Annotated in this window: 27 protein-coding genes; 21 read left to right on the top strand and 6 right to left on the bottom strand. The window is 66.6% G+C overall.

Annotated features, from left to right (window positions below; genetic code table 11):
• Nucleotides 1-262 precede the first annotated feature (262 nt).
• Entirely contained in the window at nucleotides 263-1,321 is a 1,059-nt protein-coding gene (locus J4030_RS10465; RefSeq protein WP_208049173.1) for a hypothetical protein, read from the top strand.
• Between the two features lie 335 nt (nucleotides 1,322-1,656).
• Here J4030_RS10465 and J4030_RS10460 read toward each other — a convergent pair whose 3' ends face one another.
• Nucleotides 1,657-2,553 (bottom strand): S1C family serine protease, encoded by an 897-nt coding sequence (locus J4030_RS10460; protein WP_208049172.1) that lies wholly within the window; start codon nucleotides 2,551-2,553, stop codon nucleotides 1,657-1,659.
• A 693-nt stretch (nucleotides 2,554-3,246) separates the two neighbouring features.
• Between J4030_RS10460 and J4030_RS18515 the strand changes: the two genes are divergently transcribed.
• Both J4030_RS18515 and J4030_RS10450 read left to right on the top strand, forming a co-directional pair.
• A complete protein-coding gene (locus J4030_RS18515) occupies nucleotides 3,247-3,738 on the top strand; it encodes an I78 family peptidase inhibitor (RefSeq protein WP_208049171.1) in 492 nt (163 codons plus the stop codon).
• Between the two features lie 203 nt (nucleotides 3,739-3,941).
• On the top strand, nucleotides 3,942-4,646 hold the full coding sequence (locus J4030_RS10450) for a nuclease-related domain-containing protein (protein WP_307864653.1): 705 nt from the start codon (nucleotides 3,942-3,944) through the stop codon (nucleotides 4,644-4,646).
• 107 nt (nucleotides 4,647-4,753) lie between these two features.
• On the opposite strand, the gene J4030_RS10445 is transcribed toward J4030_RS10450, so the two are convergent.
• From J4030_RS10445 to J4030_RS10435, 3 genes are all read right to left on the bottom strand, one after another.
• Nucleotides 4,754-5,092, bottom strand: a complete 339-nt coding sequence (locus tag J4030_RS10445; protein ID WP_208049170.1) for an antibiotic biosynthesis monooxygenase — start codon at nucleotides 5,090-5,092, stop codon at nucleotides 4,754-4,756.
• 210 nt (nucleotides 5,093-5,302) lie between these two features.
• On the bottom strand, nucleotides 5,303-6,109 hold the full coding sequence (locus J4030_RS10440; RefSeq protein ID WP_208049169.1) for an SDR family NAD(P)-dependent oxidoreductase: 807 nt from the start codon (nucleotides 6,107-6,109) through the stop codon (nucleotides 5,303-5,305).
• Between the two features lie 55 nt (nucleotides 6,110-6,164).
• Nucleotides 6,165-7,055: a MurR/RpiR family transcriptional regulator gene (locus J4030_RS10435; protein ID WP_208049168.1), complete on the bottom strand. Its 891-nt coding sequence runs from the start codon at nucleotides 7,053-7,055 to the stop codon at nucleotides 6,165-6,167.
• A 227-nt stretch (nucleotides 7,056-7,282) separates the two neighbouring features.
• Here J4030_RS10435 and J4030_RS10430 point away from each other — a divergent pair, with 227 nt between their 5' ends.
• The 12 genes from J4030_RS10430 (at nucleotide 7,283) to J4030_RS10375 (ending at nucleotide 18,606) form a co-directional block, all read left to right on the top strand.
• Complete coding sequence (locus J4030_RS10430; RefSeq protein ID WP_208049167.1) at nucleotides 7,283-8,857, top strand: ABC transporter substrate-binding protein; 1,575 nt, start codon at nucleotides 7,283-7,285, stop codon at nucleotides 8,855-8,857.
• A 40-nt stretch (nucleotides 8,858-8,897) separates the two neighbouring features.
• Nucleotides 8,898-9,857: an ABC transporter permease gene (locus J4030_RS10425; RefSeq protein WP_208049166.1), complete on the top strand. Its 960-nt coding sequence runs from the start codon at nucleotides 8,898-8,900 to the stop codon at nucleotides 9,855-9,857.
• Nucleotides 9,854-10,732: an ABC transporter permease gene (locus tag J4030_RS10420; RefSeq protein ID WP_208049165.1), complete on the top strand. Its 879-nt coding sequence runs from the start codon at nucleotides 9,854-9,856 to the stop codon at nucleotides 10,730-10,732. The genes J4030_RS10425 and J4030_RS10420 overlap by 4 nt, the downstream gene beginning before the upstream one ends.
• Nucleotides 10,732-11,736, top strand: coding sequence for an ABC transporter ATP-binding protein (locus J4030_RS10415; RefSeq protein WP_208049164.1), 1,005 nt, complete (start codon nucleotides 10,732-10,734; stop codon nucleotides 11,734-11,736). Before J4030_RS10420 ends, J4030_RS10415 begins: the two co-directional genes overlap by 1 nt.
• A complete protein-coding gene (locus J4030_RS10410) occupies nucleotides 11,733-12,731 on the top strand; it encodes an ABC transporter ATP-binding protein (RefSeq protein ID WP_208049163.1) in 999 nt (332 codons plus the stop codon). The genes J4030_RS10415 and J4030_RS10410 overlap by 4 nt, the downstream gene beginning before the upstream one ends.
• Nucleotides 12,728-13,561, top strand: a complete 834-nt coding sequence (locus tag J4030_RS10405) for a M55 family metallopeptidase (RefSeq protein WP_208049162.1) — start codon at nucleotides 12,728-12,730, stop codon at nucleotides 13,559-13,561. The genes J4030_RS10410 and J4030_RS10405 overlap by 4 nt, the downstream gene beginning before the upstream one ends.
• Nucleotides 13,562-13,625: 64 nt before the next feature.
• Entirely contained in the window at nucleotides 13,626-14,507 is an 882-nt protein-coding gene (locus tag J4030_RS10400; protein ID WP_208049161.1) for an isoaspartyl peptidase/L-asparaginase family protein, read from the top strand.
• Nucleotides 14,508-14,558: 51 nt separating this feature from the next.
• Nucleotides 14,559-15,257 carry an SDR family NAD(P)-dependent oxidoreductase gene (locus tag J4030_RS10395; protein ID WP_208049160.1) on the top strand — a complete coding sequence of 233 codons (699 nt, stop codon included), beginning with the start codon at nucleotides 14,559-14,561 and terminating at the stop codon, nucleotides 15,255-15,257.
• Between the two features lie 87 nt (nucleotides 15,258-15,344).
• Nucleotides 15,345-16,220: an alpha/beta fold hydrolase gene (locus tag J4030_RS10390; protein ID WP_208049159.1), complete on the top strand. Its 876-nt coding sequence runs from the start codon at nucleotides 15,345-15,347 to the stop codon at nucleotides 16,218-16,220.
• Nucleotides 16,221-16,346: 126 nt separating this feature from the next.
• A complete protein-coding gene (locus J4030_RS10385; RefSeq protein ID WP_208049158.1) occupies nucleotides 16,347-16,928 on the top strand; it encodes a dihydrofolate reductase family protein in 582 nt (193 codons plus the stop codon).
• A 153-nt stretch (nucleotides 16,929-17,081) separates the two neighbouring features.
• Nucleotides 17,082-17,777, top strand: a complete 696-nt coding sequence (locus J4030_RS10380) for an alpha/beta hydrolase (protein ID WP_307864652.1) — start codon at nucleotides 17,082-17,084, stop codon at nucleotides 17,775-17,777.
• 115 nt (nucleotides 17,778-17,892) lie between these two features.
• Nucleotides 17,893-18,606: a haloacid dehalogenase type II gene (locus J4030_RS10375; RefSeq protein ID WP_307864651.1), complete on the top strand. Its 714-nt coding sequence runs from the start codon at nucleotides 17,893-17,895 to the stop codon at nucleotides 18,604-18,606.
• Nucleotides 18,607-18,632: 26 nt separating this feature from the next.
• Here J4030_RS10375 and J4030_RS10370 read toward each other — a convergent pair whose 3' ends face one another.
• On the bottom strand, nucleotides 18,633-18,950 hold the full coding sequence (locus tag J4030_RS10370) for a hypothetical protein (RefSeq protein WP_307864650.1): 318 nt from the start codon (nucleotides 18,948-18,950) through the stop codon (nucleotides 18,633-18,635).
• 232 nt (nucleotides 18,951-19,182) lie between these two features.
• Complete coding sequence (locus tag J4030_RS10365; RefSeq protein WP_208049157.1) at nucleotides 19,183-19,929, bottom strand: hypothetical protein; 747 nt, start codon at nucleotides 19,927-19,929, stop codon at nucleotides 19,183-19,185.
• Nucleotides 19,930-20,228: 299 nt separating this feature from the next.
• Between J4030_RS10365 and J4030_RS10360 the strand changes: the two genes are divergently transcribed.
• From J4030_RS10360 to J4030_RS10335, 6 genes are all read left to right on the top strand, one after another.
• Complete coding sequence (locus J4030_RS10360) at nucleotides 20,229-20,513, top strand: hypothetical protein (RefSeq protein ID WP_208049156.1); 285 nt, start codon at nucleotides 20,229-20,231, stop codon at nucleotides 20,511-20,513.
• Nucleotides 20,514-20,615: 102 nt separating this feature from the next.
• Entirely contained in the window at nucleotides 20,616-22,085 is a 1,470-nt protein-coding gene (locus J4030_RS10355) for a DUF4331 domain-containing protein (protein ID WP_208049155.1), read from the top strand.
• Between the two features lie 31 nt (nucleotides 22,086-22,116).
• A complete protein-coding gene (locus tag J4030_RS10350) occupies nucleotides 22,117-22,536 on the top strand; it encodes a hypothetical protein (protein WP_208049154.1) in 420 nt (139 codons plus the stop codon).
• Nucleotides 22,537-23,007: 471 nt separating this feature from the next.
• Nucleotides 23,008-23,187: a BBE domain-containing protein gene (locus tag J4030_RS17960; protein WP_208049153.1), complete on the top strand. Its 180-nt coding sequence runs from the start codon at nucleotides 23,008-23,010 to the stop codon at nucleotides 23,185-23,187.
• A 214-nt stretch (nucleotides 23,188-23,401) separates the two neighbouring features.
• On the top strand, nucleotides 23,402-24,451 hold the full coding sequence (locus J4030_RS10340) for an anthranilate synthase component I family protein (RefSeq protein ID WP_208049152.1): 1,050 nt from the start codon (nucleotides 23,402-23,404) through the stop codon (nucleotides 24,449-24,451).
• Complete coding sequence (locus tag J4030_RS10335; protein WP_208049151.1) at nucleotides 24,448-25,284, top strand: aminotransferase class IV; 837 nt, start codon at nucleotides 24,448-24,450, stop codon at nucleotides 25,282-25,284. Before J4030_RS10340 ends, J4030_RS10335 begins: the two co-directional genes overlap by 4 nt.
• Nucleotides 25,285-25,300 lie beyond the last annotated feature (16 nt).

The following is a 25,300-nucleotide window of genomic DNA, read 5'->3' as shown; positions in this document are numbered from 1 at the left end:
GCAGGGCACTTACAGCGGTAGGACACATCGATGGGGTGTGCCGTTTCGCCTTCCTCGCGAGCCGCTGGACGTACGGTGGCGGCAACCGAGGAGAGGCAGATGCGCCTGCGGTTCCCCGGGATCAGTGGGGTAGATCGTCAAGGCAGAAGCGAGGCGACCGACACGCGCGGCATGTGGACGGTCCGCTGCGTCGTTCATGAGGTGAGCTGGCGACGAACAAACGACGCCACCGGTACCGACACCCTGAAGATCAGCGCGGGGGATGACGATGCTCGCTGTTGACGCCGAGCAGCTCACTCTGACGAAGCGGGGGGAGTACCTCGACCTGCTGGTTCGGCTTGACCATCCCGGCCGTGGTGGGCTCTCACTCGCCGATCGTGTAGCGGCAGCGTTGGCCGACGCGCGAGTGAGGTTTCCCGAGCCTTACATCGATCTGGACGGCCCCGTGCCGTGGTCAGAGGACGCGATGGTGCGGATCGCCTATCGCGGACCTCGTCGGGCGCGGCTGGCCGAGCTGTTGAGTCATTTTGCCCAGCATCCTGTGTGGGAGGGGATCGTCGGAGAGTTGGTGCGCGCCCCGACTCAACGATCGGGGATCGACAAACCTGAGATCACGGGTCTCACGGCGGGACTGCGCTTGGGCGATCGGGACGTCGTCCCTCCCGCTCAGTACCCACCGGCGGACACCCCGCCGGCGCTCATTGACGAGGTACTGGCATGGGTCGGGGTCGGCCACGCCAGCCGTGTTTTCATCTCGACCTGGAAGCGAGACCGTCGTATCGAGCCAGTACGCGTCCGGAGCGATCTTGAGAGGGCCCTACGGTGGACCTCCGACATCGCTGTCGTGACGTTCGAGAAGGGCACGTTCCGGCGGGTGGTGCTCAACCGTGATTGCGTGCTCGCCTCGGTGAGCTGCCAGGACGCTGAAGATCGAGCCCGCGAGCTGGAGCGCTTTGCAGATCTCTTCCCTCGGTGTCGCGCTTGGGTCACATTCGCTGCGGTGAATCCGAACAGGATGATCGTGCATCGGTGGCGAAACTTTTTCTCGGCCCTGACCAATCCACCGTATTCTCCTTACTGGGAGGATGTCCTGGACGCTCCGAAGACTCTGGTGCCAGACGTGTTCGCGCTGCAGATGCTCACCCCGGCGCATGGCCCGCTGCAGCTTGGGCCGGCCTGGCGGATGGAGACCACCGTCGACGGCTACCGGATCATCGAGGCGCGCGATCCGGAGCCCTGGCTGACGCGCCGATCGCCAGACCATGCGGTGCTCACGGCTGGGAGAGCAGAATTCGACAGCATCATCGTGAGAGGCAGCTAGCACCTCGGCGCGGCTGCCGCGGTCTGTGCCTCGGATACGGCCGCGCAGCCGACCATCGCCAGCAATCGCGCCTCAGGCTCGATTCGCACAATCAACGCGCTTTCGCGGCGGAAGGACTCAGGTTGGTTCGAGTCCGACCGGGGAGCCGACCGACGTAGCTTTTGAGCTGCAGAAGTGCAGGTCGGGGCCGTTGTGGGTCCCGGTGCATTGAGAAGCAGCTGAGTCAGGCGCGGGGCAGGTTGTCATCGACTCGAATGCAAGGACATGGCCAGCCGAGGCACGCAGGTCGCTGGCGGTCGACCCGCGCTGACGTGTCGTGGATGAGCTGGCGTTCGTCAGTTGGCAGGGCCTGCGGTCAGGACGACGGTGGCCGACTGTGCTTGTCCTTCCTGGTCGGTCCAGGTGAGTTGGATACGTTTGCCGGGTCGGTAGGTCGCCAGGGTGGATTGCAGGCTGGTGGGGCCGGTGATCTGGTGTGAGTCGATGGCGGTGATGACGTCGCCGGAAGCGAGACCGGCTGCAATGGCGCTTGTGTTGGGAAGTACTTGCTCCACCATGGCCCCGGTCGTGGAGTCGGTGGGATTGCTGGACAGTGAGATCCCCAGGAATGCTGGATAGCCCTGGTGGATGGTGCTGCTCGTGGTGCCGCTTTCGATCTGGGTCGCGATGCGCAGCGCGGATCCGATTGGGATGGCGTATCCCTTCGTCGTGCTTCCGACGGTAGTGACCTGGTCCGCTGTGTCGATCCCCACGACCCGCCCGGTCGTGTCGTAGAGCGGGCCCCCGGAATCACCGGGTTGGATGTCGGCGTCGATCTGGATCAGCCCGTGCAGCGTCTCTGCACTCGACCCGTCCTCATCGGAGGCGGTGATGGTCGCGTTCGTGGCCGTGATCTTGCCGGTGGAGGCGCTGGGTGTGCCACCGGCGCCACCGGCGTTGCCGACTCCCACCACCTGGTCTGTGGTGCCGACCGAGGCGGAATCGGTCTTCACTGTTGCGAGGCCGGATGCACCCTGCAGCTGCAGGACGGCCACGTCCTGGGTGGGGTCGGTGCCGACCACCGTGGCGGTGTAGCTGACCCCGGTGCTGACCACGGTCACTTTGATGCTGGTGGCGCCGTTGATGACGTGGTTGTTGGTCAGCACCTCTCCTGTTGAGGTCAGCACCATTCCGGTGCCTGCGCCGGACTCGTTCTGGTAGCCCAGCACGGTGTCGATATCGACGACGCCCACCTCTTCGGCTGCCGTGGCCCGCGGCAGCGTCGAGGAGTCAGCAGTGGCGGTTGGGCCATTGAGTTGACCGCGTGCTCCAGGTGCGAACCCGCGGCCACCTGCTGGCAGGCCACCGGACCCTGCACTGGTCGTGACTCTGGGAACCACTGCCGACGGTGCCGTGGGGCTCTGCTCAGCCCATACGGCGGCGCTCGCGCCCGCGCCGATGGCGATCCCCGCCGCGATCGCTGCCGCACTCAGTCGTCGTCCCCTGCGGTGCCCGGCCCGTCCGGGATCTCGCTCCATGCGGACCCATGAGGACCCGCTGGGGTGCGCGTGGTGTCGACCGTCATCGTGCGGGAGCTGAGTCATCGCAGCCTCCTTGGGGCTTATAGGCAGTGTCTCGACCTGCTGGCAGCGCGTCGGGACAACGACCATTAAGGGTCATCGACCAGCTTGGGGGGTGTGGAAAGTGAGTGCGTCCGCTGTGAGAAGGAATGGTGCGCAGTGCAGTCCTTCGATGCCCCCTGACCTGCGATCGCCCGGTAGCTGGGGATCTCGGTGCCCGCTTCATCCAGCAGGTGCTCGGGCAACATGTTGCGGCGGAGCCGGGCACTCGCGGCGGAAAGGCGCGCTCAGAGCCGTTGCGCCACTGCGGGCTTCGTCGTTCGCACATCGACTGTTCGGAGGAGCTTTTCGTTGCATACTCTGCTCGTGACGAACGCCCGCAAGTCCAAGTCGCGCGAACGAGTGAGCGGTGCCCGTGCCTGGATGAACGCGCCCACGGGGTACCCCGTCGTCTGGTCGGTCTCACTGCCCACCCGCTACGACTCCCGCGACACCCTCGCCGTCGAGTCCCTACAGGAAGCCATCGACGAAGCCGCCAGGTCTAACCAGAGTCTCGAGATCGACGCTCACCTCTACCAGTACATGGTCGACATGGACTTCGCACCGGCTGCTCCACCCAGCGGAGTGAGCATCGCCGAAGCAGGAAACGAGAGACTTGACGAACAACGCGAGGTCCATGAGCGCGCAGCAGGCTTAGTCGGCATGACCGCCCAGAGCGCGGACGACATAGCTACCCAGCGCGGCCTCTACGTGCGCGTGATCCGACCCGGCGACGCAGTGACCGCGGATTACTGTGCGACCCGCGTCAACCTGGGAATCGACGAGACCGACCACGTCCGAAGCGTCTACCTCGGATAACACCAAGCGGCGTGGCCGATCGATACGGTGGCGCGGTGCAGAGCGGAGCTGGGGAGACGCGGATGCGTCTGCGGTACGACGGGGTGTGTCGTGTCTGTGGGATCGATCTTCCCGCCAGGAGCGAGGCGATCTACGAGCGCACGATGAAGAGGGTCCGCTGCATCACTCATGACCAGAATGCCCTTGGTGCGGAAGCTCGGCCAGTGGGCGATGTGGTCGCCCCGGTGCTCGCTGAGCCGGTCCGCGCTGCGCCGCCTGCGTCGGCGTCGGGCGTCGCAGGGGCGTCGGCTCGTCGCGAGTTCGAGCGGCGTAGGGCCAAGCGTGAGGAGCGGGTCCGGGCGGATCACCCCAAGCTCGGCGGCTTCCTGCTCGCGGTGAGCGAGGCCCCTCAGTCGACGAGGGCGTGGGACGTCGGAGCGCGGGGAGAGGAGCGGCTCGGTAAGGGGTTGGACCGGCTGCGCTGCGACAGGTTGCTGCTGTTGCATGATCGAAGAATCCCCAGGAGCAGAGCGAACATCGACCACCTGGCTGTGACGGCGAGTGGCGTTTTCGTCATCGATGCCAAGAAGTACGGTGGGCGTCCTCAACTGAAGGTCGAGGGTGGCGTCCTGCGGCCTCGCGTTGAACGCCTGCTGGTCGGCTCTCGCGACTGCACGAAGCTGGTCGACGGAGTGCTCAAGCAGGTCGACGTGGTACGCAGCCTGTTGTCCGAGGACATCCCAGTCCTTGGAGTGCTCTGCTTCGTCGAGGCCGAATGGCCACTGTTCGGCGGCGCGTTCACCACCCGCGGCGTGCAGGCCCTCTGGCCGAAGAAGCTCTACCCCCAATTACAAGGCGATGGACTACTCACCGCCGACAAGATCACCGAGATCCACCGCACGCTCGCAGAGGCTCTGACCCCGGCCTGAGAGCCCACGATCCGGAACTCGGCGAGACCACGCACACTGGACGGCGAGCTGGAGCCCTCTGTGTCCAGGACACCTTGCGAAGGTGTTCCGCATGGTCGGCCCGGTCACTATCCGTTCGAAGTGGCCTTCGAGCCACCCGCCACCTCGTAGTTCCACACCTCGCTGTGGGTGGAAACGGGGCGCGGAGCATCGCCTCCCGCCCGCTCCACGGCTGAACGGTGACCGTCGGCGAACGCGGGGGAGCTCACCCAGGCTTGGAAGGATTCCTCGTCGCGCCAGCGGGTGATGACCAGCCACTGGTCTCTCTCATCGGTCGGGCGCAGCAGCTCGAAACCTTCGAAGCCGTCGGCGTTGTCGACCGCGCCAGCTCGAGCGGCGAACCGGTGAGCGAGCTCACCGCCCGAACCGGCTGGGACGGTGATGGCATTGATCTTGATGGTGGTCATGCGGCAAGACTGTCACCACGCACTGACGAGCAGGACAAGTGCTCCACACCCCGCTGACGGATAGCGATCTCAAGACCGAGTCGGTCGTCGCGTCGAAGTCTCGAGTCACTGGACGAGGTGCGCGGCCATCAAAGGAACGCGTCCGGTCTGTCAACACCGTGAGCGAGCCCGCGCCGGTTCCGTAGGCAGATCCGCCTCTGGCCATCTGCCTCAGTTACTGGCCTCGCCGTAGTTGAACGTCGTCGTGCAGCCGCCGTCGACGGTGACGATCGAACCGGTCATGAACGATGCCGAGTCGGAGGCCAGGAACACGGCGAGGTTCGCTACTTCGCGGGGCTGGGCCTGGCGGCCCAGCGGTTGCATGCTGGCGGCTTTCTCTCGGACTGCGGTCGCCGCGTCGAATTCCTCGGGTGACAACTGGGGGCCGCGGCGTCCGAGGCCCGTGTCGATGTATCCCGGACAGATGGCGTTGAACCGGAGGCCGTCGTGACCGTAGTCGACGGCCAGTTGACGGGTCAGATTGATGATCGCCGCCTTGGACGCGCAGTAGGCGGCCGCGTTCGGTGCACCGATGAGTCCGTAGGTCGACGCGGTGTTGACGACGCAGCCGCTGCCCTGCTCGAGGAAGTGGTGCAGCGCGTACTTGGTGCAGAGGAAGGTGCCCCGCAGATTGACGTCGATGACGCGGTCGAAGTCTGCCGGTTCGATCTCGTGAAGGCGCAGCTTGCCGCCACCGATGCCGGCATTGTTGACCAGGACGTCGATGGATCCGAAGCGCTCGACCGTGGCGAGGACCAACGCGTGCGCCTGATCCGCATCGGAGACGTCGGCGGCCGTGAAGGCGGCCTCGCCGCCGTTGTCCACGATCTCCTGCACGGTTCGTTCACCATCGTCGACCAGCACGTCCGACACCATCACCCGTGCCCCGGCGGCCCCGAGGGCGATCGCGATGGCCCGACCGATTCCGTTGCCTGATCCGGTGACGATCGCTGTCTTGTGCTGCAGGGTCTCGGTCATCGTGTCTCCTCGTTGCGGTCTGTTCGCGAACCCGGCCTCGTTGGTCGGCCGGTGGTCACTGACGCGGTGGGTTGGTGTTGTGGGCTCGGGTATGACCCACCGCCTGGGCCTCCCACTTGCGCATTCGACGGATGCCCTGTGAACCCACGCGGGACATCACGGACTCCACGATGGTCTCGACCAACGCGAGCAGCGCGACGAACGTGTCGAACGGCACGGCCTCGACTTCCGCAGTGAGTACGACGTCGGCGACGGCTGCGACCGGTGACATCCACCGGTCGGTGATCAGGATGACGTCGAGACCGGCTGCCTTGACCTGCTGGGCGAGTTCGAGGGCCGCCGGCTCGTAGCGGCGCAGGTCGAACAGCACGAGGACAGAACGCCTTCGGGCGTCCAGGATGAGTCCCGCGTCGTGGCGGAGGGGATCGTCGACGTACACGACGTCGCCGCGCACCTGGGAGAGCTGCAGGGCGAGGACCTGAGCGATCGAGCTGGAGAAGAAGCCGCCGGTGATCAGGACCTGTTTGGTGCAGCCGGTGATCAGGCCGATGGCCGAGTCGAGTTCGGACGGGGGCATCCGGCGCGCTGTGGCGGTGATGGCATCGGCGCGCCGTTGCATCGCTTCCGCGAACGGCGTCGGCCCATGCGGATCCTGGCTCTGGGCGATGGTGCGCTGCACCGGGCTGCTGGCCCCGGTGGAGACCTCGGAGCGCAGCGCCCGCTGCATGTCGCTGAACCCGGTGAAGCCCAGCCGCGTGGCGAGACGGACGACCGTGGGTGCGCTCACCCCGGCCTCCGCGGCGAGGCTGTGGCTGGTGCCGAGTCCACACGCCGGGTAGTCAGCGAGGAGCTGTCGGGCGACGCGTCGTTCGGCGTCGCTCAGTCCGTCCATCATCTGGTGCACCCGTGCGTCGACCGTGGACGACGCGGGGGTATCGACGGGCATCCAAGAGCCTCCAACTGACGATCCAGGACGGGACGGGTCGCGACTGCGCGTAACAGATGTAACCAGACCACACCGAATCAGAGTGCAAGACACATCTGTAATAACGTTTGCATAACGACCTGTCCACCCTCCTGGTCCCGGACCAGCGGCGTCCCTACGTTCGACACAACGACCCGCGGAGCGCTGGCACCGCGGGTCCCAGGTCGTCCGACATCGAGGAGTAGGCCATGAAACGCAAAGTTCTGAGTCTGACCACAGTGGGTGCGCTCGCGGTCGGCAGCGTTGCGCTGAGTGCATGTTCGGGCGGCGCCGCGGGCGGTGCCTCCGGGGCCCAGACCGACGGAGGCACTCCCGTCAAGGGCGGGAACCTGGTCGTCGCGCGTGCCCAGGACGCCAAGTCCATGAACAACATCCTGACCTTCGACAACACCTCGATCTTCACCTTCGAGCAGATGCTGCAGCCGCTCTTCACCGTCACCGCCGACGGGAAGGGGACGACTCCTCTGCTGGCGAAGGGCTACACGATCTCCGCCGACAAGATGACCTACACGATCAATCTCAAGCCGGGCATCAAGTTCTCCTCCGGCACCGAGATGACATCGGCCGACGTGAAGTTCTCCATCGACCAGGACACCAAGTACGCGTCCACCGGTTGGGGTTACATCAACGGCGCCATCAAGCAGGTGTCGGCACCCAGCAAGTACGTCGTCGTCGTCAAGCTGAAGCACCCCTGGGCGCCCCTGATCGCCGACCTCGCGCTGTTCTCCAACGCGGTCGTGCCGAACAACTACGGCGGCAAGACGATGGACGCGTTCTACCAGGCACCCGTCGGAACAGGACCGTTCAAGTGGGGGGAGTGGAAGCGCGGGCAGTACCTGAAGCTCGTCGCGAACCCCAACTACTGGCAGACCGGATACCCCCACCTGCAGTCGGTGACGTTCAACGTGGTGCCGGACTCCAACACCCGCAAGCTCCAGGTGCAGGGTGGGCAGGCCGATATCGATGAGTACCCGGACTGGTCGACCTTCCAGTCGGTGGGGTCGTCTGCGGTCAACGCCAAGACGTTCCCCTCGACCGAGCTGGACTACGTCGCGTTCAACGAGGCGAAGAAGCCGTTCCAGGACGTCCACGTACGCCGCGCCATCTCCGCGATGATCGATCGCCAGTCCATCGTGAAGGCGGTCCTGTTCAATCACGGGACGGCCGCGAACTCGCTGTTGATGCCCGGCGTGCCGTTCTATCAGAAGAGCACGCCCGGAATCACCAAGGATGCGGCTTTGGCGAAGAAGGAGATGTCGCTGTCCTCGGTCCCCAACGGCTTCAGTACGTCGCTGCTGATCCCGTCCGGCGACGCGTCGAAGTTGACCACCGCGCAGATCATCCAGAGCGACCTGAAGCCGTACAACATCAACGTCACCATCAAACAGCTGGATCCCACCGCGAACCACAACGCTCAGCAGAACATGCAGTACGAGATGGGTCTGTCGGCGTGGACGATGGATATCCCCGACCCTGACGAATGGACGAGCTTCGCGGTGGACCCCGCCGGCGGTGCGAAGTCGGCGTACACCAACTATTCGAGTGCGACCGCCATCAAGCTCAACCGCGAGGCGGAGCAGACGGTGGACCCGACCAAACGAGCCGCCCTCTACAACCAACTGCAGAACGTGACGGCACACGACGCCCCATTGGCGTTCCTGTACTACGCACCGTTCGCGTACGGGGTCTCCTCGAACGTCCACAAGTTCCAGGTCACCCCGCTCGGCAACTACCCGCTCGCCGACGTGTGGAAGAGCAAGTAATCCACCGCAGCGGCCGTCCGATGACAGAAGAGCTGATCTCATGTTAGGACGACTCAAATTCGTTCCCATGCGAATCCTGCAGGCGGTGCCGGTGGCGTTCGGAGTGACCGTCGTGGTCTTCCTGCTGGTGCACCTCATTCCGGGAAATCCGGCTGAATCCATTCTCGGCGCGCAGGCGACCCCGGCCAGGGTGGCGGCGCTGAGTAAGCAGATGGGTCTCGATGAGTCACTGCCGCAGCAGTATCTGCACTTCTTGAGCAACCTCGCTCACGGCAATCTCGGGCAGAGCTACACCTACCAGACCTCGGTCCTGAGTCTGGTCCTGCAGCGTGTGCCGGTGACCTTGACGCTGGTCCTGTATTCGGTGGTGCTGATGCTCATCATCAGCGTGCCGCTCTCGGCGTGGGCCGCCAGTCGCCCCGGTGGAGCCCGGGATCACGCAGTGCGGGTGGTGCCGCTGGTGGGGCTGGGCATGCCCCAGTTCTGGGTGGGGGTGATGCTCCTGCTGGTCTTCGCGGTCGGGTTCAAGTGGTTCCCCGTAGGTGGTTACGGGCAGACGTTCTCCCAACACCTCTGGTACCTGTTCCTGCCCGCGTTGACACTGGCTATCTCCGTGTCACCGGTCATCATCCGCAGCCTGCGGTCCTCGATGTTGAACGTCCTGGAAAGCGACTATGTGGCGACGGCGCGGTCGAAAGGCGCGGGCGGTTGGTCCCTCTTCTCCGGTCACGTCCTGCGGAACGCGGTGATCCCCGCCGTCAGCATCGTCGGGGTGAACGTCGGGTATCTGGTGGGCGGCACGCTCGTCATCGAGCAGGTCTTCGCCATTCCCGGACTGGGTTCGCTGCTCATCGGGTCCATCCAGGCACGCGACTTCCCGTCCGTGCAGGCTGTGGCTCTGTTCGTCGCCGTCTTCGTCGTGGTGGTGGGCGTCCTCACGGACATCGTCTACACACTCTTGGATCCACGCGTCGATCTCACGCGACGGATTGAGGTGTGAGCGCCGTCGCCACGCTGCGGCGATCGCGTCGCGGCGGGCAACCGGCCTCTCGCCGGTTGCGTCCCTGGTACAAGAACGGTTCCCTCGTCGCCGGTCTGATCATCGTCGGGATCATGGTGCTGCTGGCCGTTCTGGCCCCGCTCATCTCCCCGGACAACCCGCTTCACCAGAACCTGGACCAGGCACTGCAGGGCCCTAGCGGCACGCATTGGCTCGGGACCGACAAATTGGGTCGTGATGTGCTGTCCCGTCTTCTGTACGGCGCCCGGGTCGACCTCAAGATCGGTTTCCTCGCGGTTCTCATCCCGTTCGTGGTCGGGTCCATCCTCGGTGCCATCGCGGGCTATTACGGGGGGTGGATAGACATCATCATCATGCGGGTGGTCGATGTCTTCTACGCCTTCCCGTTGTACCTGCTCGTGATCGCCCTGGTATTCGTCTTGGGTTCTGGTGAACGCAGCATCTATCTGGCGATCGCCCTGGTGTCCTGGGTCTCCTATTGCAAGATCGTGCGCGGTGAGGTGATCGTCGCCCGCCGGCAGGAATACGTGCAGGCGGCGCGTCTCGGCGGGCTGAAGAACATGCGTGTGCTGGCTCGGCACGTCGGGCCGAACGTCGTGAGCCAGGCCATCACGTACGCCATGTCCGACATCATCATGGACATCATGGTCATCGTGACCCTGGGGTATCTCGGTCTGGGAATCACCCCGCCGACGGCTGAATGGGGATCGATGATCTCCGATGCGCAGGAATTCATCACCACCTTGTGGTGGATGGCAGTGCTGCCTGGCATAGCCGTCGTGATCACGGGTCTTGGACTGTCCCTTATCGGCGACGGCCTGGGTGACCTGTTGTCCCCGGAGCGGAGAAGGTAGTGCCAACTGACACACAGCTGAAACCGGTGCTGAGCGTGCAGCACGTCAGCCTCGGAATCCGCCGCAGTGAGGGCCACTGGGATCCGCTCGTGCGCGACGTCTCCTTCGACGTCGGTGCCGGCATGCGGTACGGCCTGGTGGGGGAGTCGGGGTCGGGCAAGTCGATGACCCTGAAGGCCATCGCCGGCTTGCTGCCGCGAGGCGTGGAGGTGATCGAGGGGCAGGCCTGGTTCGGCGACGAGGACCTGCTGACGATGTCCGCGGGTCGACGTCGGCAGATCATGGGCCCGAAACTGTCGATGATCTTCCAGGAGCCCATGACCGCTCTGAACCCGACCATGCGGGTGGGCGCGCAGATCGCCGAGGGACCGCGACGTCACCTGGGGTTGTCGAAGAAGGCGGCGATGGATCTGGCCGTGGAGATGATCGCGCGTACCGGCATCCCCGACCCCGTCCGGCGGGCCAGGGCCTACCCGCACGAGCTGTCCGGCGGCCTGCGGCAACGGGTCATGATCGCGATGGCGCTGTCGTGTCAGCCCGCGTTGGTGCTCTGCGACGAGCCCACCACCGCGCTGGACGTCACCGTCCAGGACCAGGTGCTGCGGTTGCTGACGCAGCTGTGCGAGGACATGGGCAGCGCCCTGGTGTTCGTCACCCACGACCTGGCCGTCATCAGCCAGACGTGCAGCCGGTTGAGCGTGATGTACGCCGGGCAGATCATGGAGCAGGGGAGCGTCCGCGACGTGTATCGCGCGCCCCTGCATCCCTACACCGAGGCCCTCTTCGAATCCGCCCCGGACTTCGACGATCCGGAGCGGATGCTCAAGCCCATCCCGGGACTGCCGCCGTCCTTGACCCACCCGCTCCCAGGGTGCGCTTTCGCTCCGCGCTGTCGCCACGTCGTCGAGGCGTGTACGACGAGTGCCAAGCAACTCGCCCCGGTGGCGGACAGCAGGCTCACGGCCTGCGACCGCGTCCACGAGATCTTCGAGGTCAACGCATGAGCACCATCTCGGGCGTGAACGAGGCGCTGAGCGTCGAGGACGTCACCAAGCAGTACGGCAGCCGAAGGAACATCCTGCGGGCCCTCGACGGGGTGTCCCTGGAGCTGCAGCGCGGGGAGATCGTGGGGCTGGTCGGGGAGTCCGGATCCGGTAAGTCGACGCTGGCGAAGATCATCGCGGGAGGGACAGGTCAGACCTCCGGGCGGGTGTTGTCCGACGGGCAGGAGATCGGCATACGGCGCAACGCCGGCGAGCACCGACGCATCCAGATGGTGTTCCAGGATCCCTACTCCTCCCTCAACCCTCGACTGACCGTCCGGTCGACGCTGGCGGAGGTGCTCCGGGTCCACAAGATCGTGGAGCGGGACCAGATCGACAAGGAAGTCTCCCGGCTGATGGGCCTGGTGGGTCTGGACGACAGTGCACTCGATGCGTATCCCGGCCAGTTCTCCGGTGGTCAGCGGCAGCGCATCGCGATCGCCCGGGCCCTGGCGGTGCGACCGGAGGTGCTGGTCGCCGACGAACCCGTCTCCGCTCTCGACGTGTCGGTCCAGGCCACGATCCTCGATCTGTTCCGGTCGTTGCGCTCGGAGCTCGGACTGTCCGTCCTGTTCATCGCGCACAACCTCGCGGTCGTCCAGCACCTGGTGGACCGCATCGCGGTGATGTACCTGGGCCGCATCGTCGAGGTCGCGCCGGTGCAGGCCCTGTTCGCCGCGCCGCAACACCCCTACACCCAGGCGCTGATCGCGTCCGTCCCACGGATGCGGCCTGCCGATCTGGAGCGCGCGCCGGCCATCGAGGGCGAACCGCCCAGCCCGATCCACCTGCCGCCGGGGTGCAGGTTCAACCCGCGGTGCGCCCACGCGCAGTCGTCGTGTCGGGACACCGACCCGACATTGGAGCCGGCAGGTGCGCCCGATCATCTGGCCGCATGCCTGTTCGCCGGCGCGCTGCAACCACGGTCCATCGCAGCAACGAAGGAGTCAGCATGAAGGTGTACATCTCGTTCGACTTCGAGGGCGTCGCCGGGATCGTGGACTGGGAACAGTGCCGCGAGGGCGGGGCGGCGTACGCGCTGGGCTGCGAGCTGATGCTCGGTGAGGTCAATGCGGCGATCGAGGGCGCCGTCGAGGGCGGCGCGGACGAGATCCTGGTGAACGACTCGCACTCGACCATGCGCAACCTGGATCCGAGCGCGCTCGCCCACGAGGTGATGTACGTCTCCGGTAGGCACAAGCAGCACTACATGATGCAGCAGCTGGACGACTCCTTCGACGTCATCTTCTTCGTCGGCTATCACGGGTCGATCTCCGGTGCGGCCTCGACGCTCTCGCACACCTACAACCCCGAGGTCTTCTCCGCCGCACGCGTGAACGGCATGGAAGTGGGCGAGAGCGGCATCAACGCACTGGTCGCCGACCACTACTCGGTACCGATCGGGTTGGTCACCGGTGACGACGCGACCCAGCTGCAGACGGCACCGTTCGCACGTAACGCCGTGCAGGTCGTCACGAAGTACTCCGACTCCCGGTTCAGTGCGAAGAACGTCCACCCGACCGTCTCCCGGAGGATGATCCGCGCCGGCGCCCTGGAGGCGGTGCAGCGTGCCACGTCGAGGAGTCTGGCGCGCGTGGATCTGACCCATCCCGTGCAGCTCGACCTGGACGTCCAGACCGGCGACATGGCCGAGGTCGGCAGTTGGGTCAAGGGCGCTGAGCGCATCGGCACCCGGACGATCCGCATCGAGTCGGACAACTCGTTGGCGGCCTTCGAATCGTTCGTGGCCGTCAACTACATCACTCGCCAAGCCGGCGGGCGCTGAAGGGGCGGATGGTGTGAACATCCTCTATTCACGTCAGCCTCCGGAACACGGCGAAGTTCACCCGGTGCTGCTCATCCACGGTGGGGCGGGGCCGCGCACCACCGAGCTGGCGCTGGAGGCATCCCAGGACTATCGACGTGGACTGCAAGAAGCCCTGGACGCGGGGCGCTCCGCCCTGCTGGGAGGTCGGTGCGCCCTGGATGCGGTGTGTGCAGCCGTCATGGTGTTGGAGGACAACCCACTCTTCAACGCCGGGCGGGGGGCATCGCTGACCCGGGAGGGAACGGCGGAACTGGATGCTGCCGTCATGGACGGGGAAGGGCGCGCCGGAGCCGTCGCCGTGAGCCGGTATGTCCGCAACCCGGTGCTGGCCGCCCGCGCGGTGCTCGAACGCACCGACCATGTGCTCATCGTGAGTCCTACGGCGGAGCTCGCCGCCGGATGGGATCTGCCGACGGTGGAGCCGGACTACTTCGTCACGGCACATCGGCAGCAGCAGTTGCAAGCAGTCCTGCAGCGGGAGATCGCGCCCTCGAGGTCCGGCACCGTCGGGGCCGTCGCGATCGACGCTGCGGGGGGCGTCGCGTGCGCGACCTCGACCGGCGGAATGGTCGCTCAGGCCATCGGGCGTGTCGGCGACACCGCGCTCATCGGTGCGGGTTCCTTCGCGAGTTCGAAGTCGATCGCGATCTCCTGCACCGGTGAGGGGGAGGCCTTCATCCAGGGTGTCGTCGGGCACGACATCGCCGCACGCGTCCGCTACGCAGGGGCGACCCTGGAGGAGTCCACGCGCGCCACGTACGACGAGGAGTTAGCGGCCCGCGGCGCGACGGGCGGCACCATCGCCCTGACCCCCCAAGGAGACGCGTTGATCGCCCACAACAGCAACGCGATGTTCGCCGGTCACTGGGACGCGGACGGCGACCACAGCGCGGTCTACGCCTAGAGACGTCGGACCGAATCCGCAACTGCTCGAACCACTTCGAAGGAGAGTCCCGTGGGGTCGTTCGTCGCACGCTCAGCCGTGGTGACCGGGACGGGGCAGGGGATCGGGCGAGCGATCGCCGACGCTCTGGCCGCGGCCGGTGCGCAGGTGTTCCGGGTGGACCGCGAACAGGTCGACTTGGCCGACGCATCCGCCGCGACTAAATATCTGCGCGGACTGGGCGACGTCGACGTCGTCGTGCATTCCGCCGGCGGGGTCTGCGGCCAGACCCACACTCCGATCGAGGAGGTGACCGACGAAGCGTGGGACGCCGTCGTCGACGCCAACCTGCGTACGGCGTTCAACGTCGTCCGCGCCCTGACACCCGGGATGAAACGGCGGTCCTTCGGGCGCATCGTCACGATCTCGTCCGGCGCCGGGCGCAGCGTGAGCCTGACGGGGGTCCAGGCCTACACCTCCGCCAAGGCGGGGCTGATCGGCCTCACCCGGCAGCTCGCGTGGGAACTGGGCCCCCACGGCATCACGGCCAACTGCATCGCGCCGGGCTTCGTGCTGTCGAACCCCACAACCCAGAAGCAGTGGGACAGCTATGGATCCGACGGGCAGGCTGCGCTGCTGGGCAGGATCGCGACCCGCAGGACGGGGCGGGCCGAGGACATCGCCCGTGGCGTCCTGTTCTTCGCCGATCCAGACGCCGGATGGGTCAGCGGACAGACCCTGTCGATCGACGGCGGCCACTCTCTCTTCTGACCGGCCTCGTTCCCGTCGTGAGGTCGGTCAGACCCGGACCGCAGCGAACGGGATTCCACTCATCACGACCTGATTCGAGGAGAACGAATGGACCTGCTCATCAACGGGTGTCGCCTCAACGTCGAGGATCTGGGTCCGAGGGACGCACCCGTCCTCATCGCCCATCACGGCGGGGGAGGGATCGGCTCCCTCGGCGAACCAAGGGACACCTTCGGTCCGCTGGCTGACGAATACCGTGTCATCGTCTTCGACGCACGCGGCTGCGGCGTCAGCGAGGGCGTACCGCCGTACTCTCACGCGCAGTGGGCCGCCGACGTCGACGGGCTGCGTCAGTGGGCCGGTGTCGAGAAGATCGCCGTCGCCGGCGGTTCGTACGGCGGTTTCATCTGTCTGGAGTACGCGCTGGCCTACCCCGAGCACGTCGCGGCCGTCATGTTGCGCGACACCTCTGCGGACGGATCGAATCTGCGGCTCGCGTTCGAGAACGCCCGCAACCAGGACCGCATCGAGATCGATTGGGACAACTTCAACCGGTACTGGAGCGGTCGCATCCGGGACGACGCGGACCTCAAGCAGTGCTGGAGCGAGATGATCGGGCTCTACGACCACGACTACGACCCGGCCCGATCAGCCGAGGCGGTCGAGAACGGTCACTACCGGCACGAAGCCCACAACTGGTGCTTCCAGCACAACTGGGGAAGCTACGACCTGAAGGATCGGCTCGGCACCATCGAGGTGCCCGTGCCCGTGCTCGTGGCCGTCGGTCGGCACGACTGGGTGACCCCGGTGAGCTCCTCTGAGACCATCGCCGCCCTGGTTCCGCGTGCGGAGCTCGTCATCTTCGAACGATCGGGTCACTCGCCGCAGAACGAGGAGCGCGCGCACTTCCAAGAGGTCATCCGCGACTTCATGCACCGCCATCTCCCCACCGCACCCGCCCCTTCGAACCTCCGGACGGTGTGAAGCCCGGGGTGTCGATCCGAGTCGTCGTCAGGCATCGGGCTGACTGAGCACCGCGCTGTGCCGAGTGGCCACCGGTCACCTCGGATGTACGTGGTCGAGCCCCTTCTACGGAGAACGCCGGAGCACATGACGCGAATCGTGATCTTCACCCTGTCGACCCTGGACGGCGCGGTCGATGACCCAGGTCGATACTTTCCGAACGCCGATGCCGACGGCCCCTCGGCACCTGGGTACGACGAGGTGATGTGCCATCTCGAGCACCGTCTCATCGGAAGCCAGAAGGCCGTCCTGCTCGGACGCGGAATGTACGAGGAGTGGTCCCGTTACTGGCCGACCTCCGATGAGCAGCCGTTCGCGGATTTCATCAACACGGTGCCGAAATACGTTCTCAGTTCGACGGATCTGACCTCGCGGGGCTGGCCGGACTGTCACCGTGTGAGCGGCGCCCTCGTCGATGTGGTCGATCGGTTGAGACGACTTCCCGGCGACGGTGATGTGGGTGTGCACGGCAGCGTCACCCTGGTGCAGTCGCTGCTCGCGGAAGGTCTTGCCGACGAACTGCAGCTGGCTGTGGCGCCGGTGGTCGATCCGCAGGGGCGGCGGCTCTTCGGGCGCGCAGAAGGAATCGATCGCTGGGAGCTCGCCGGCTGCACCCCGACGGAGACCGGGGCGCTGTGGCTGACCTACCGTCCGCGGGGCACATCGTAGGAGCGCGTCGTCGGGTCCGACACGTAGGCACGCTCAGGCGCGCCGTACGCGGCCGACCCCGGTCCACTCTGTTCGCCGTCGAGCATCGAGACGGGTAGGGCGGGTGGAAACGCGCAGGAGCTCGAGCGCGGTCGGCGCGAGTCAAGATGAGGGGTGTCCTACGAACGTGACCTCGGCGCCAACGGCATCTCGCTCTCGATCCGCACCTGGCCGGGCGAACACACCCGTCGCGTTCCGGTAGTCCTGCTTGCGGGCACGGGTGGCACCACGCGGGACTGGGAGACGGTCGCCACGGAGCTCTGCCGCGACCGGATCGTGCACGCCGTCGATCTGCGTGGTCATGGCGCCAGCACCTGGTCAGAGCGGTACAGCATCGACGTGATGGCTGCCGATGTCATCGAGCTTCTTCCGCAGCTGGGGTCCGAGCTCGATGTGGTCGGCCACTCGCTGGGAGGACTCGTGGCCTGCAAGGCAGCGGGCGCGACTCGCACCCCTGTACGGCGGCTGGTCCTCGAGGATGTCGGGGTGCTGCATCCGCGCCGCCCCGCAATGCCGACCCGACCCGCTGGGGAACTCGACTACGACTGGGAGATGGTGCAGCAGATCCGCGCTGAGATCGACGCGCCGGACGCCTCCTGGCCGAACATCCTGCGAGCGATCACCGTGCCCACCTTGGCCATCAGTGGCGGGGAGACCAGCTTCGTGCGCCCAGCGCAGGTCCGTGAGTTGGCCGACGCTGTCGCCACCGGCACGTTCACCACCATCGACGTCGGGCATCTGATCCACGAGAACGCACCCGAGCGATTCCTACGCGCGGTCCGCGCGCACCTCGATCAGCCCACCCTGTGACCGAACCCGACCTGGGCGCTCCGGGGGAGGCGGCTCGAAGGTGCCCCCGCGTCAAGGGTCGCCGAGCATCACACCGTCGAAGCGGTCCGTGCGAGAGCCGGGTTACGGTGACGCGGTGACCGATCGCCAGCCGAGCAATGCCCGTCCTCATCACGCGAGCGACCACCCGAGTCTGCTCGTCTTCGACGTCAACGAGACGCTCTCGGACATGTCGCCGATGGCCGACCGCTTCGCGGAGGTGGGTGCGCCGGCCCCGCTCGCGAGGTCGTGGTTCGCCGGAGTGCTGCGGGACGGGTTCGCTCTCACCTCGATCGGCGTCAACGAACGATTCGCCACCATCGCGCAGGAGTCGCTCCGTGTGCTGCTCGACGGCGAGGCGTTGGACCGAAGCACCGGGGACGCCGTGCAGCACGTGATGGAGGGCTTCACCGGGTTGTCCGTACACCCGGATGTGGCGGACGGCATCCGTACGTTGGCCGACGCGGGGGTGCGGATGGTCACCCTCGGCAACGGGTCGGCGTCCCTGGCCGAAGGGCTGCTCGATCGCGCGGGTGTTCGCGACCACTTCGAGGCCCTTCTGTCGGTGGAGGACGCGCCGTTGTGGAAGCCGGCCGCAGCGGCGTACACCCATGCGCTGCAACGGTGCGCGGTGGATGCAGCAGACGCGATGCTGGTCGCGGTGCATCCCTGGGACATCGACGGCGCTTCGCGTGCCGGCATGCGTACGGCGTGGATCAACCGGGATCACGCGCCCTACCCGACATACTTCACGTCGCCCGACCTGAACGTGGCATCCGTGATCGCTCTGAGCGCTGCCGTCACCGGTTGAGCGATCCTGTCCCGTCGGGATTCGGCTCAGGTCGTACCGACGTGTCTGAGCGCGCTGCGTAGCTCGGTGAGGGTCGGGACGCCTCGAAGTCCGGCCGGCGTGGCGTAGAGCCGGCAACTCAGACCGACCGCCTGCCTCGGCGTAGCGAACGGATCGACCCCGTCGAGCAGGATCGTGGGCGAACCGGTGAACCCGCGTTCGCGTGCGTGCTGCTCAGTGGCGATCACGCTGCACGTGACATTCGCGCAGACTCCCGTGTCGCGCAGGGCGATCTGGATCAGCTCGGTGGCGGCGATCTCGTTCGGGCACTCAGGCACGACGAGGACCTCGATCTGCACGGTCACGGGAGGTACTTTCCAAGCCACCGCAGCGTGCGACCGACGAACCTGTTGCGGTGCCACTCGCGGCGCATGACCTCGGCGCGCAGGTCGCGGAACCTGTCGCGGGCGCTCATCTCTTCAGTGTGCTCTCGGCGGTCACGAGTGCGGGTGTGCCCACCGAACACGACGAGAGCCCCTGGCCGCCGATTCGGGGCCAAGGGCTCTCGCATGTCAGGGCCGGATGGCCGTGGTGCGCCTACTTCCAGGCGACCATGTGGTGGGAGCTCACCCGGTTGTACGTCGGCGCGCCGGGGTACTTGTAGCCGAGCACGTCCAGGATCGGCTGCAGTCGCGTGGCAGTCGTGGAGACGTGGTCATATGGCAACCCGCTCGGCCCCGTCGAGGCGTAGTCGGCTTCGTAGCTGACCTGGCCGTTCGCCACGGTGCACACCTTGTCGGCACCGATCAGCCGCAGGCTGAGACTCTTCTTGATCTCGTTGACGATGTAGTTGCGCTGCGCATTGCAGGTCGACGTCTTGGTGGTCGCCGCGTTGTGGGTGACCACGTGCGCGAACGGCCACACGTCCTGGGTGTCGATGCTCGTGCCCGCCTCGACCTGCGACTGCCGGTTGGTGGTGTCCAGGTAGAGATCCGCGGACTGGATCGGCTTCCCGGTCTTGGATGTGTACGCCGTGAGGTAGCTCCACTGACCGTCCCGCACCGGATAGCAGGCGAATCGATACTCCGGGCCCTCTTCGTTGGCGCGCTGCACCCCGGGCAGCAGCGTCTGGGTCGCGGACGCCTTCGTGACCAACCCGACCTCGTACTTGGCGTGGGCCTCGCAATCGGTACGACTCCAGAAGTGGGCCAGGTGGGTCGTGCCGTGCAGGTACACCGAGCCCGCAGGATGGGCTGCTGCCGCATGAGCCGGCGGGCTCGCGAGTGCGAGCCCGGTGCCGGCGAGCGCGGTGGCACCTACCGCGACGGCGAGTTTCTTCAGCATGCTGACGTCCTTTGCGAGAGCAGGGCGTGAGCGACCGCCCACCTTTGGCAGCATACGAGCGCAGAGGTGATTTTCACTGCGGAATAGGGACGAGAGGCGGGGCGATCTACGCCTTGAGAACGTGGCAACACAACGAAAATATATTGTCAATAGTTCGCACGAGCCAGTCGAGTAAGAGAGCTGACTAGATTGTTGGTTTGCCCCGGAAACCTCAATCTCGGATGTTAGATTCAACGGGCGCTACGTGCCGTGGTGCAGGTCCCCCTGCGAGGACTGAGAATTCTGCGATCGGAGATCGTATGGACAAGTCAACCCGACGGAATTTCGTCACCATCGCCGGCCTGGGCAGTGCCGCGGGCCTCGCAGCGATGGCCGTGCCGTCCGCCGCGAACGCGGCCACCGCGCGGGACGTGTCTGACCACGTGCAGGTGCCGCACGGCGCCGCGTCGTCGATGGCCGCCTTCGTCAGCGACGTCCACCGGGGCGAGGTGACCTTGATGGTGGACGGCGATGAGGTGACGGTGACCGACAAGCAGCTCGCCGCCCGGCTGGCCCACGCGTTCCATCAGGCTGCCCGAGTCTGAGACCGGGCTTTCTCGCTGATTTCCCAGACATTTCTGACTGATTTCCCAGATTGGGAATCCCTTCGTCGTTCACCTCGTCTTTGCCTGCCCGAAAGGTTGTCCATGTCCTCGCATCGCGAAGCGCCCGAAATCTCCAAGGATCCCTCCGCCGACAATACGGATGTCTACGCATTCGTCAGCCCGGACAAACCGGACACCGTCACGCTGATCGCCAACTTCATGCCGTTCGAATTGCCTTACGGTGGGCCCAATTTCAACGAATTCTCCGACGATGTGTTGTACGAGATCAAGGTGTCCAACGGCGGACACGCCCTCGCGGACATCACCTACCAGTTCAGGTTCACCACCAGGGTGCGCAACCCTGACACCTTCCTGTACAACGTGGGCCCCATCTCCTCGGTGACCGACCCCAACTGGAACCGCCCGCAGGTCTACACCGTGACGCGAGTGGACAGGGTTCCCCCGCCCAAGTACTTCCCCCGTCACCTGAGTGGGGTCCTCGGCAGGAACCTGACCTGCCCCCCGGTCAACGTCGGCATCCGCAGCACGCCGAACTACCCCACGCTGGCGGCGCAGGCGTACCACACCCTCAGCGGCGGCCGACGGGTGTTCGCCGGCCAGCGCGCGGACGGCTTCCACGTCGACCTGGGCAGCATCTTCGACCTGGGCGATCTGCGACCGTTCCAGGGCGCGTACAACAAGGGCATCCCGCCGATCCTGGCCAACATGCCCGGCGTCAACGGGTTGCTGGACCTCAACGTGCACACCATCGCCCTGCAGGTGCCGCTCTCGGACCTCACCGTCGACGGCAAGGTCCCGACCGACGTGATGTCGGCGAACTCGGTGATCGGTGTGTGGGCAACGGCGAGTCGCACCACGAGCCGGGTGCTGGAGAAGGGCACCGGCAAGTACAAGAACTACGGTGCGTTCTCCCAGATCTCCCGCCTCGGCAACCCCCTCGTCAACGAGGTCATCAACCCGATGGGCGCGAAGGACCGTTGGAACTCCCAGGAGCCCGCTGGCGACAAGCAGTTCGCCAAGTACGTGCTGCAGCCCGAGTTGGCGAACCTCATCGCCAACGTCCTCTACCCGACGGCCTTCCCTCACCTCGCGGCATACGTCAAGGCCAAGAAGCCGCGTGCGGACCTGGCGGCGATCCTGCTGACCGGTATCCCGAAGGGTGTGGTCCCCGGGTTCCAGAACTACACCGGTTCGACCCAGGCCGACATGCTGCGGCTCAACCTGGCGGTCCCGCCCACCCCCGCGAACAAGGTCAACAAGATCGGCCTGATCGCCGGAGACGCTGCCGGCTTCCCGAACGGGCGACGACCCATCGACGATGTCACCGCGATCGAACTGCGGGCCGTGGCGGGCGCCACCATCCCGCTGGTCGACAAGAGCTACAAGCCGGACGACGCGGCGACCGTGCTCAACGACGGGACGACCGAAGGCTCGGCCAACAACAACGCGCCGTACGGCGTGGAGTACCTGTCGTCGTTCCCCTACCTGTCCAACCCGAACAGCGGCTTCACCTCCAAGCCGGGCACGCCGGGCGGACAGGCCGTCCATTGATAGGGCCCGCTCCGCTCGAGCGGGGCCCACGTTGACCCATGTCGAGAACCCCCATGCCGGGCAGGGCATGGTGGTTCTCGACATCGGCGGTGACGTCGGCGCGCTCGTCGTCTCCACGCCGGCCGCGATGGTCGGCGTGGAGATCGAGATCTGCCCGAGCGGGTCTCGCGGCCACGAGCCCGACGAAGGCCTGAACTGGTGGGACGGCGAATGGCGGTCGCACGACCACTCGTCGCCGGACGAGTCAGCCGGTCACGGCCATCACCATCACGAGGGGGCTTGGCCGCACGTCGCCGTCATCGCCCGCCCCTCACCGGCGGGGATACAGCACACCGCGGTCTATCCCGGATTGGTGCAGGGGACCTACGACCTGTGGGTCCGGCCCGACGGGCCGACCGCCTTGACCGTCACGATCACCGGAGCGCAGGTCACCACCGCTGACTGGCCCTGAATCCAGCGGCGTGGGCGCCCGGGCACGACCCGCGTACGCGGCGTGCTCAGGCGCTCAAGAACGCCCGCGCCCGAAGGATGTCCTGCTCCGCAGTGGCGAGATCGGCGGCCAGTAGCGAGCCGATCTCGCCCTGGAGCAGCCCGACGTCCTTGAGGAGGAGGTCGTACGACGGCCGACGTACGCACCCATTGAGATCCGGTTGAGGTCTTGTTGAGTCGCTGTCCCTAGCGTTGGTTCCTCCAGTGAAACCCAACGAGGAGGGAACCATGAGTACGACGCAGACCGCACCCGGGCCCATCGGCGAGGCGACACTCGCCGAGTTCGCCGCCGGGCTGCGCGGGACGGCGGTGATGGCGGCCGACGCCGACTAGGAGCAGGCTCGCAGCGTCTGGAACGGAGCACACGACCGCCGTCCGGTGGTGATCGCCCAGTGTGCCGGGGTGGCTGACGTGATCAGGCTGGGCCTGTGGGGTGACTGCCGCACTGGGACCGGATGCCGGTGTCTACGTGAACTTCACCGGCGAGGCGGACCCGTCCCTGGTCCGGGCGTCCTACCCGCCCGCGACCTACCGCAGGCTGGTCGATCTGAAGAACCGGTACGACTCGACGAACCTGTTCCGACTGAACCAGAACATCGTGCCGACGGTGTGACCTGGTGGGAGGGCGCGGCGCGCAGGGGTGCACCCTGCGCGCCGCTTCGTTCCGCACCGACAAGGGCGCTTGCGGGCGGTCGGTGACCGCCTGCGGGGCTCTTCGAACGGTACGCCGGAGTGGCCGCCGCCGGGGTTCAGGGTCGCGGCGCGCCGTATGGAGCGCGCAGCGACGTCGCAGGTGACGTCACGTCGGTCGGCATACTGGGGCCGCGATGGGTGACGACGACGGGCGGGCCGAGTTCGCGGGCGTGACGGCCACCGGGGTGGTGGAGGTGCGGCACGACGTCGCCGCGCTCGACGAGCCGGGTTTCTGGGTCGTCGTCGACACCTTCGAGGGTGAGCTGACGGTGGTCCGGATGCGCTCGGTCCAACGCACGGAGCATGCCGAGGTGACCGGTGTCGTCGCACCACTGGTGGCCGACCCCGATCTGTCGGCGTGGTCGTCGTCGCTGGACCGGTCGGCGTACGAACGGGGCGTGCGGGCGATCCGGGACCGCGTCGCGGCCGGGGACGTCTACCAGGTCAACCTCTGCCGCGTGCTGAGTCGGGCGGTCCCTGCCGGTTTCGCGATGGCCGAGCTGGATCACCCGGTGCGACAGGGCAATCCGGCACCGCGTCACGCGTACATCGACATCCCCGAGGCACGGCTCGAGGTCGTCTGCGCGTCACCCGAGCTCTACCTGCAGCGCAGCGGCGACCGGGTGCGGTCCGCGCCGATCAAGGGCACCGCGCCCACGGTCCACGAGATGCTGCCCAAGGACCGCACCGAGAACGTGATGATCACCGACCTGGTCCGCAACGACCTGTCCGCCGTATGTCGGCCGGGCACCGTGGCCGTCGATGCGCTGCTCGCGCCGCAGCACAACCCGGGCCTGGTGCACCTGGAGTCGACGGTGTCGGGGGTGCTGCAGGAGGGCGTGCGCTGGGCGGACATCCTCGGTGCGACGTTCCCGCCCGGCTCGGTCTCCGGCGCCCCGAAGTCGAGTGCTCTTAGGGCGATTCGCGATCTGGAACCGGTCGAGCGCGGACCGTACTGCGGCGCGATCGGCTACGTCGACAACGACACGGGCACCGCGACGCTCGCCGTCGGAATCCGCACCTTCTGGCTGGAACACGACCGCGGCGGCACACGTTGGTTGCGGTACGGGACGGGCGCGGGCATCACCTGGGGATCGGATCCGGAGGGGGAGTGGTGGGAAACTGCTCTCAAGGCGCGGCGCCTCCTGGCGCTCGCGGAAACGGTGATCGCGAGGTCGGAATGAGCATCCGTGTGTGGGTCGACGGCGAACGGGTCGACGATAAACCCAGCCTGAGCGCATTGGACCACGGAGTGACCGTCGGCGACGGCGGCTTCGAGACCTGCAAGGTCGTCGACGGGCAGGTGTTCGCGCGCGCGATGCACCACATGCGCTTCGACCGGACCCTCGCCGGCCTGGGGTTGCCGACCGCCGATCGCGACCGGATCGACGAGGGCATTGACGCGGTGCTGCGGGAGCCGATGCCGCTCGGACGGTTGCGCTACATGGTCACCGGGGGAGCGGGGCCGCTCGGTTCGGGTCGGCTCGACTCCTCGATGACCTACATCGTGACCGCGGGACCGGCCGACCCGCCGCCGGTCACCTCGAAGATCGTGGTCGTGCCGTGGGTGCGCAACGAGCGCGGCGCGCTCGCGGGACTGAAGACCATCTCGTACGCCGAGAACGTCGTCGCGCTCGCTTACGCCAAGGAGCGAGGAGCGGACGAGGGGATCTTCGCGAACACGCGCGACGAGTTGTGCGAGGGCACCGGCTCCAACATCTTCGTCGTCGTCGACGGCGAGATCCTGACGCCGCCGCTGTCGGCCGGCCCGCTGGCGGGGATCGCGCGGGCGCTCGTGCTGCGCTGGTGCGAGGCCGCCGGATTGCCGGTCCGGGAGACCCCGCTACCGCTGGACATCCTGGACCGCGCCGACGAGATCTTCTTGACCTCCTCGCTGCGCGAGGTGCAAAGCGTGCATGCGGTGGGCTCCCGGTCGCTCGCCCCCGGACCGATGACCGCTCGCGCAGCGCAGATCTTCGCCGACGCCGCTGCCTTGGACGGCGACCCTGCACCGTGAGGCAGTCCGACCGGTT

Origin of the sequence: Allobranchiibius sp. CTAmp26, assembly GCF_017565405.1 — a bacterium.
Taxonomy (GTDB): domain Bacteria; phylum Actinomycetota; class Actinomycetes; order Actinomycetales; family Dermatophilaceae; genus Allobranchiibius.
The sequence above is the reverse complement of the archived record's forward strand: the minus strand, read 5'-3'. Positions and strand labels throughout refer to the sequence as shown.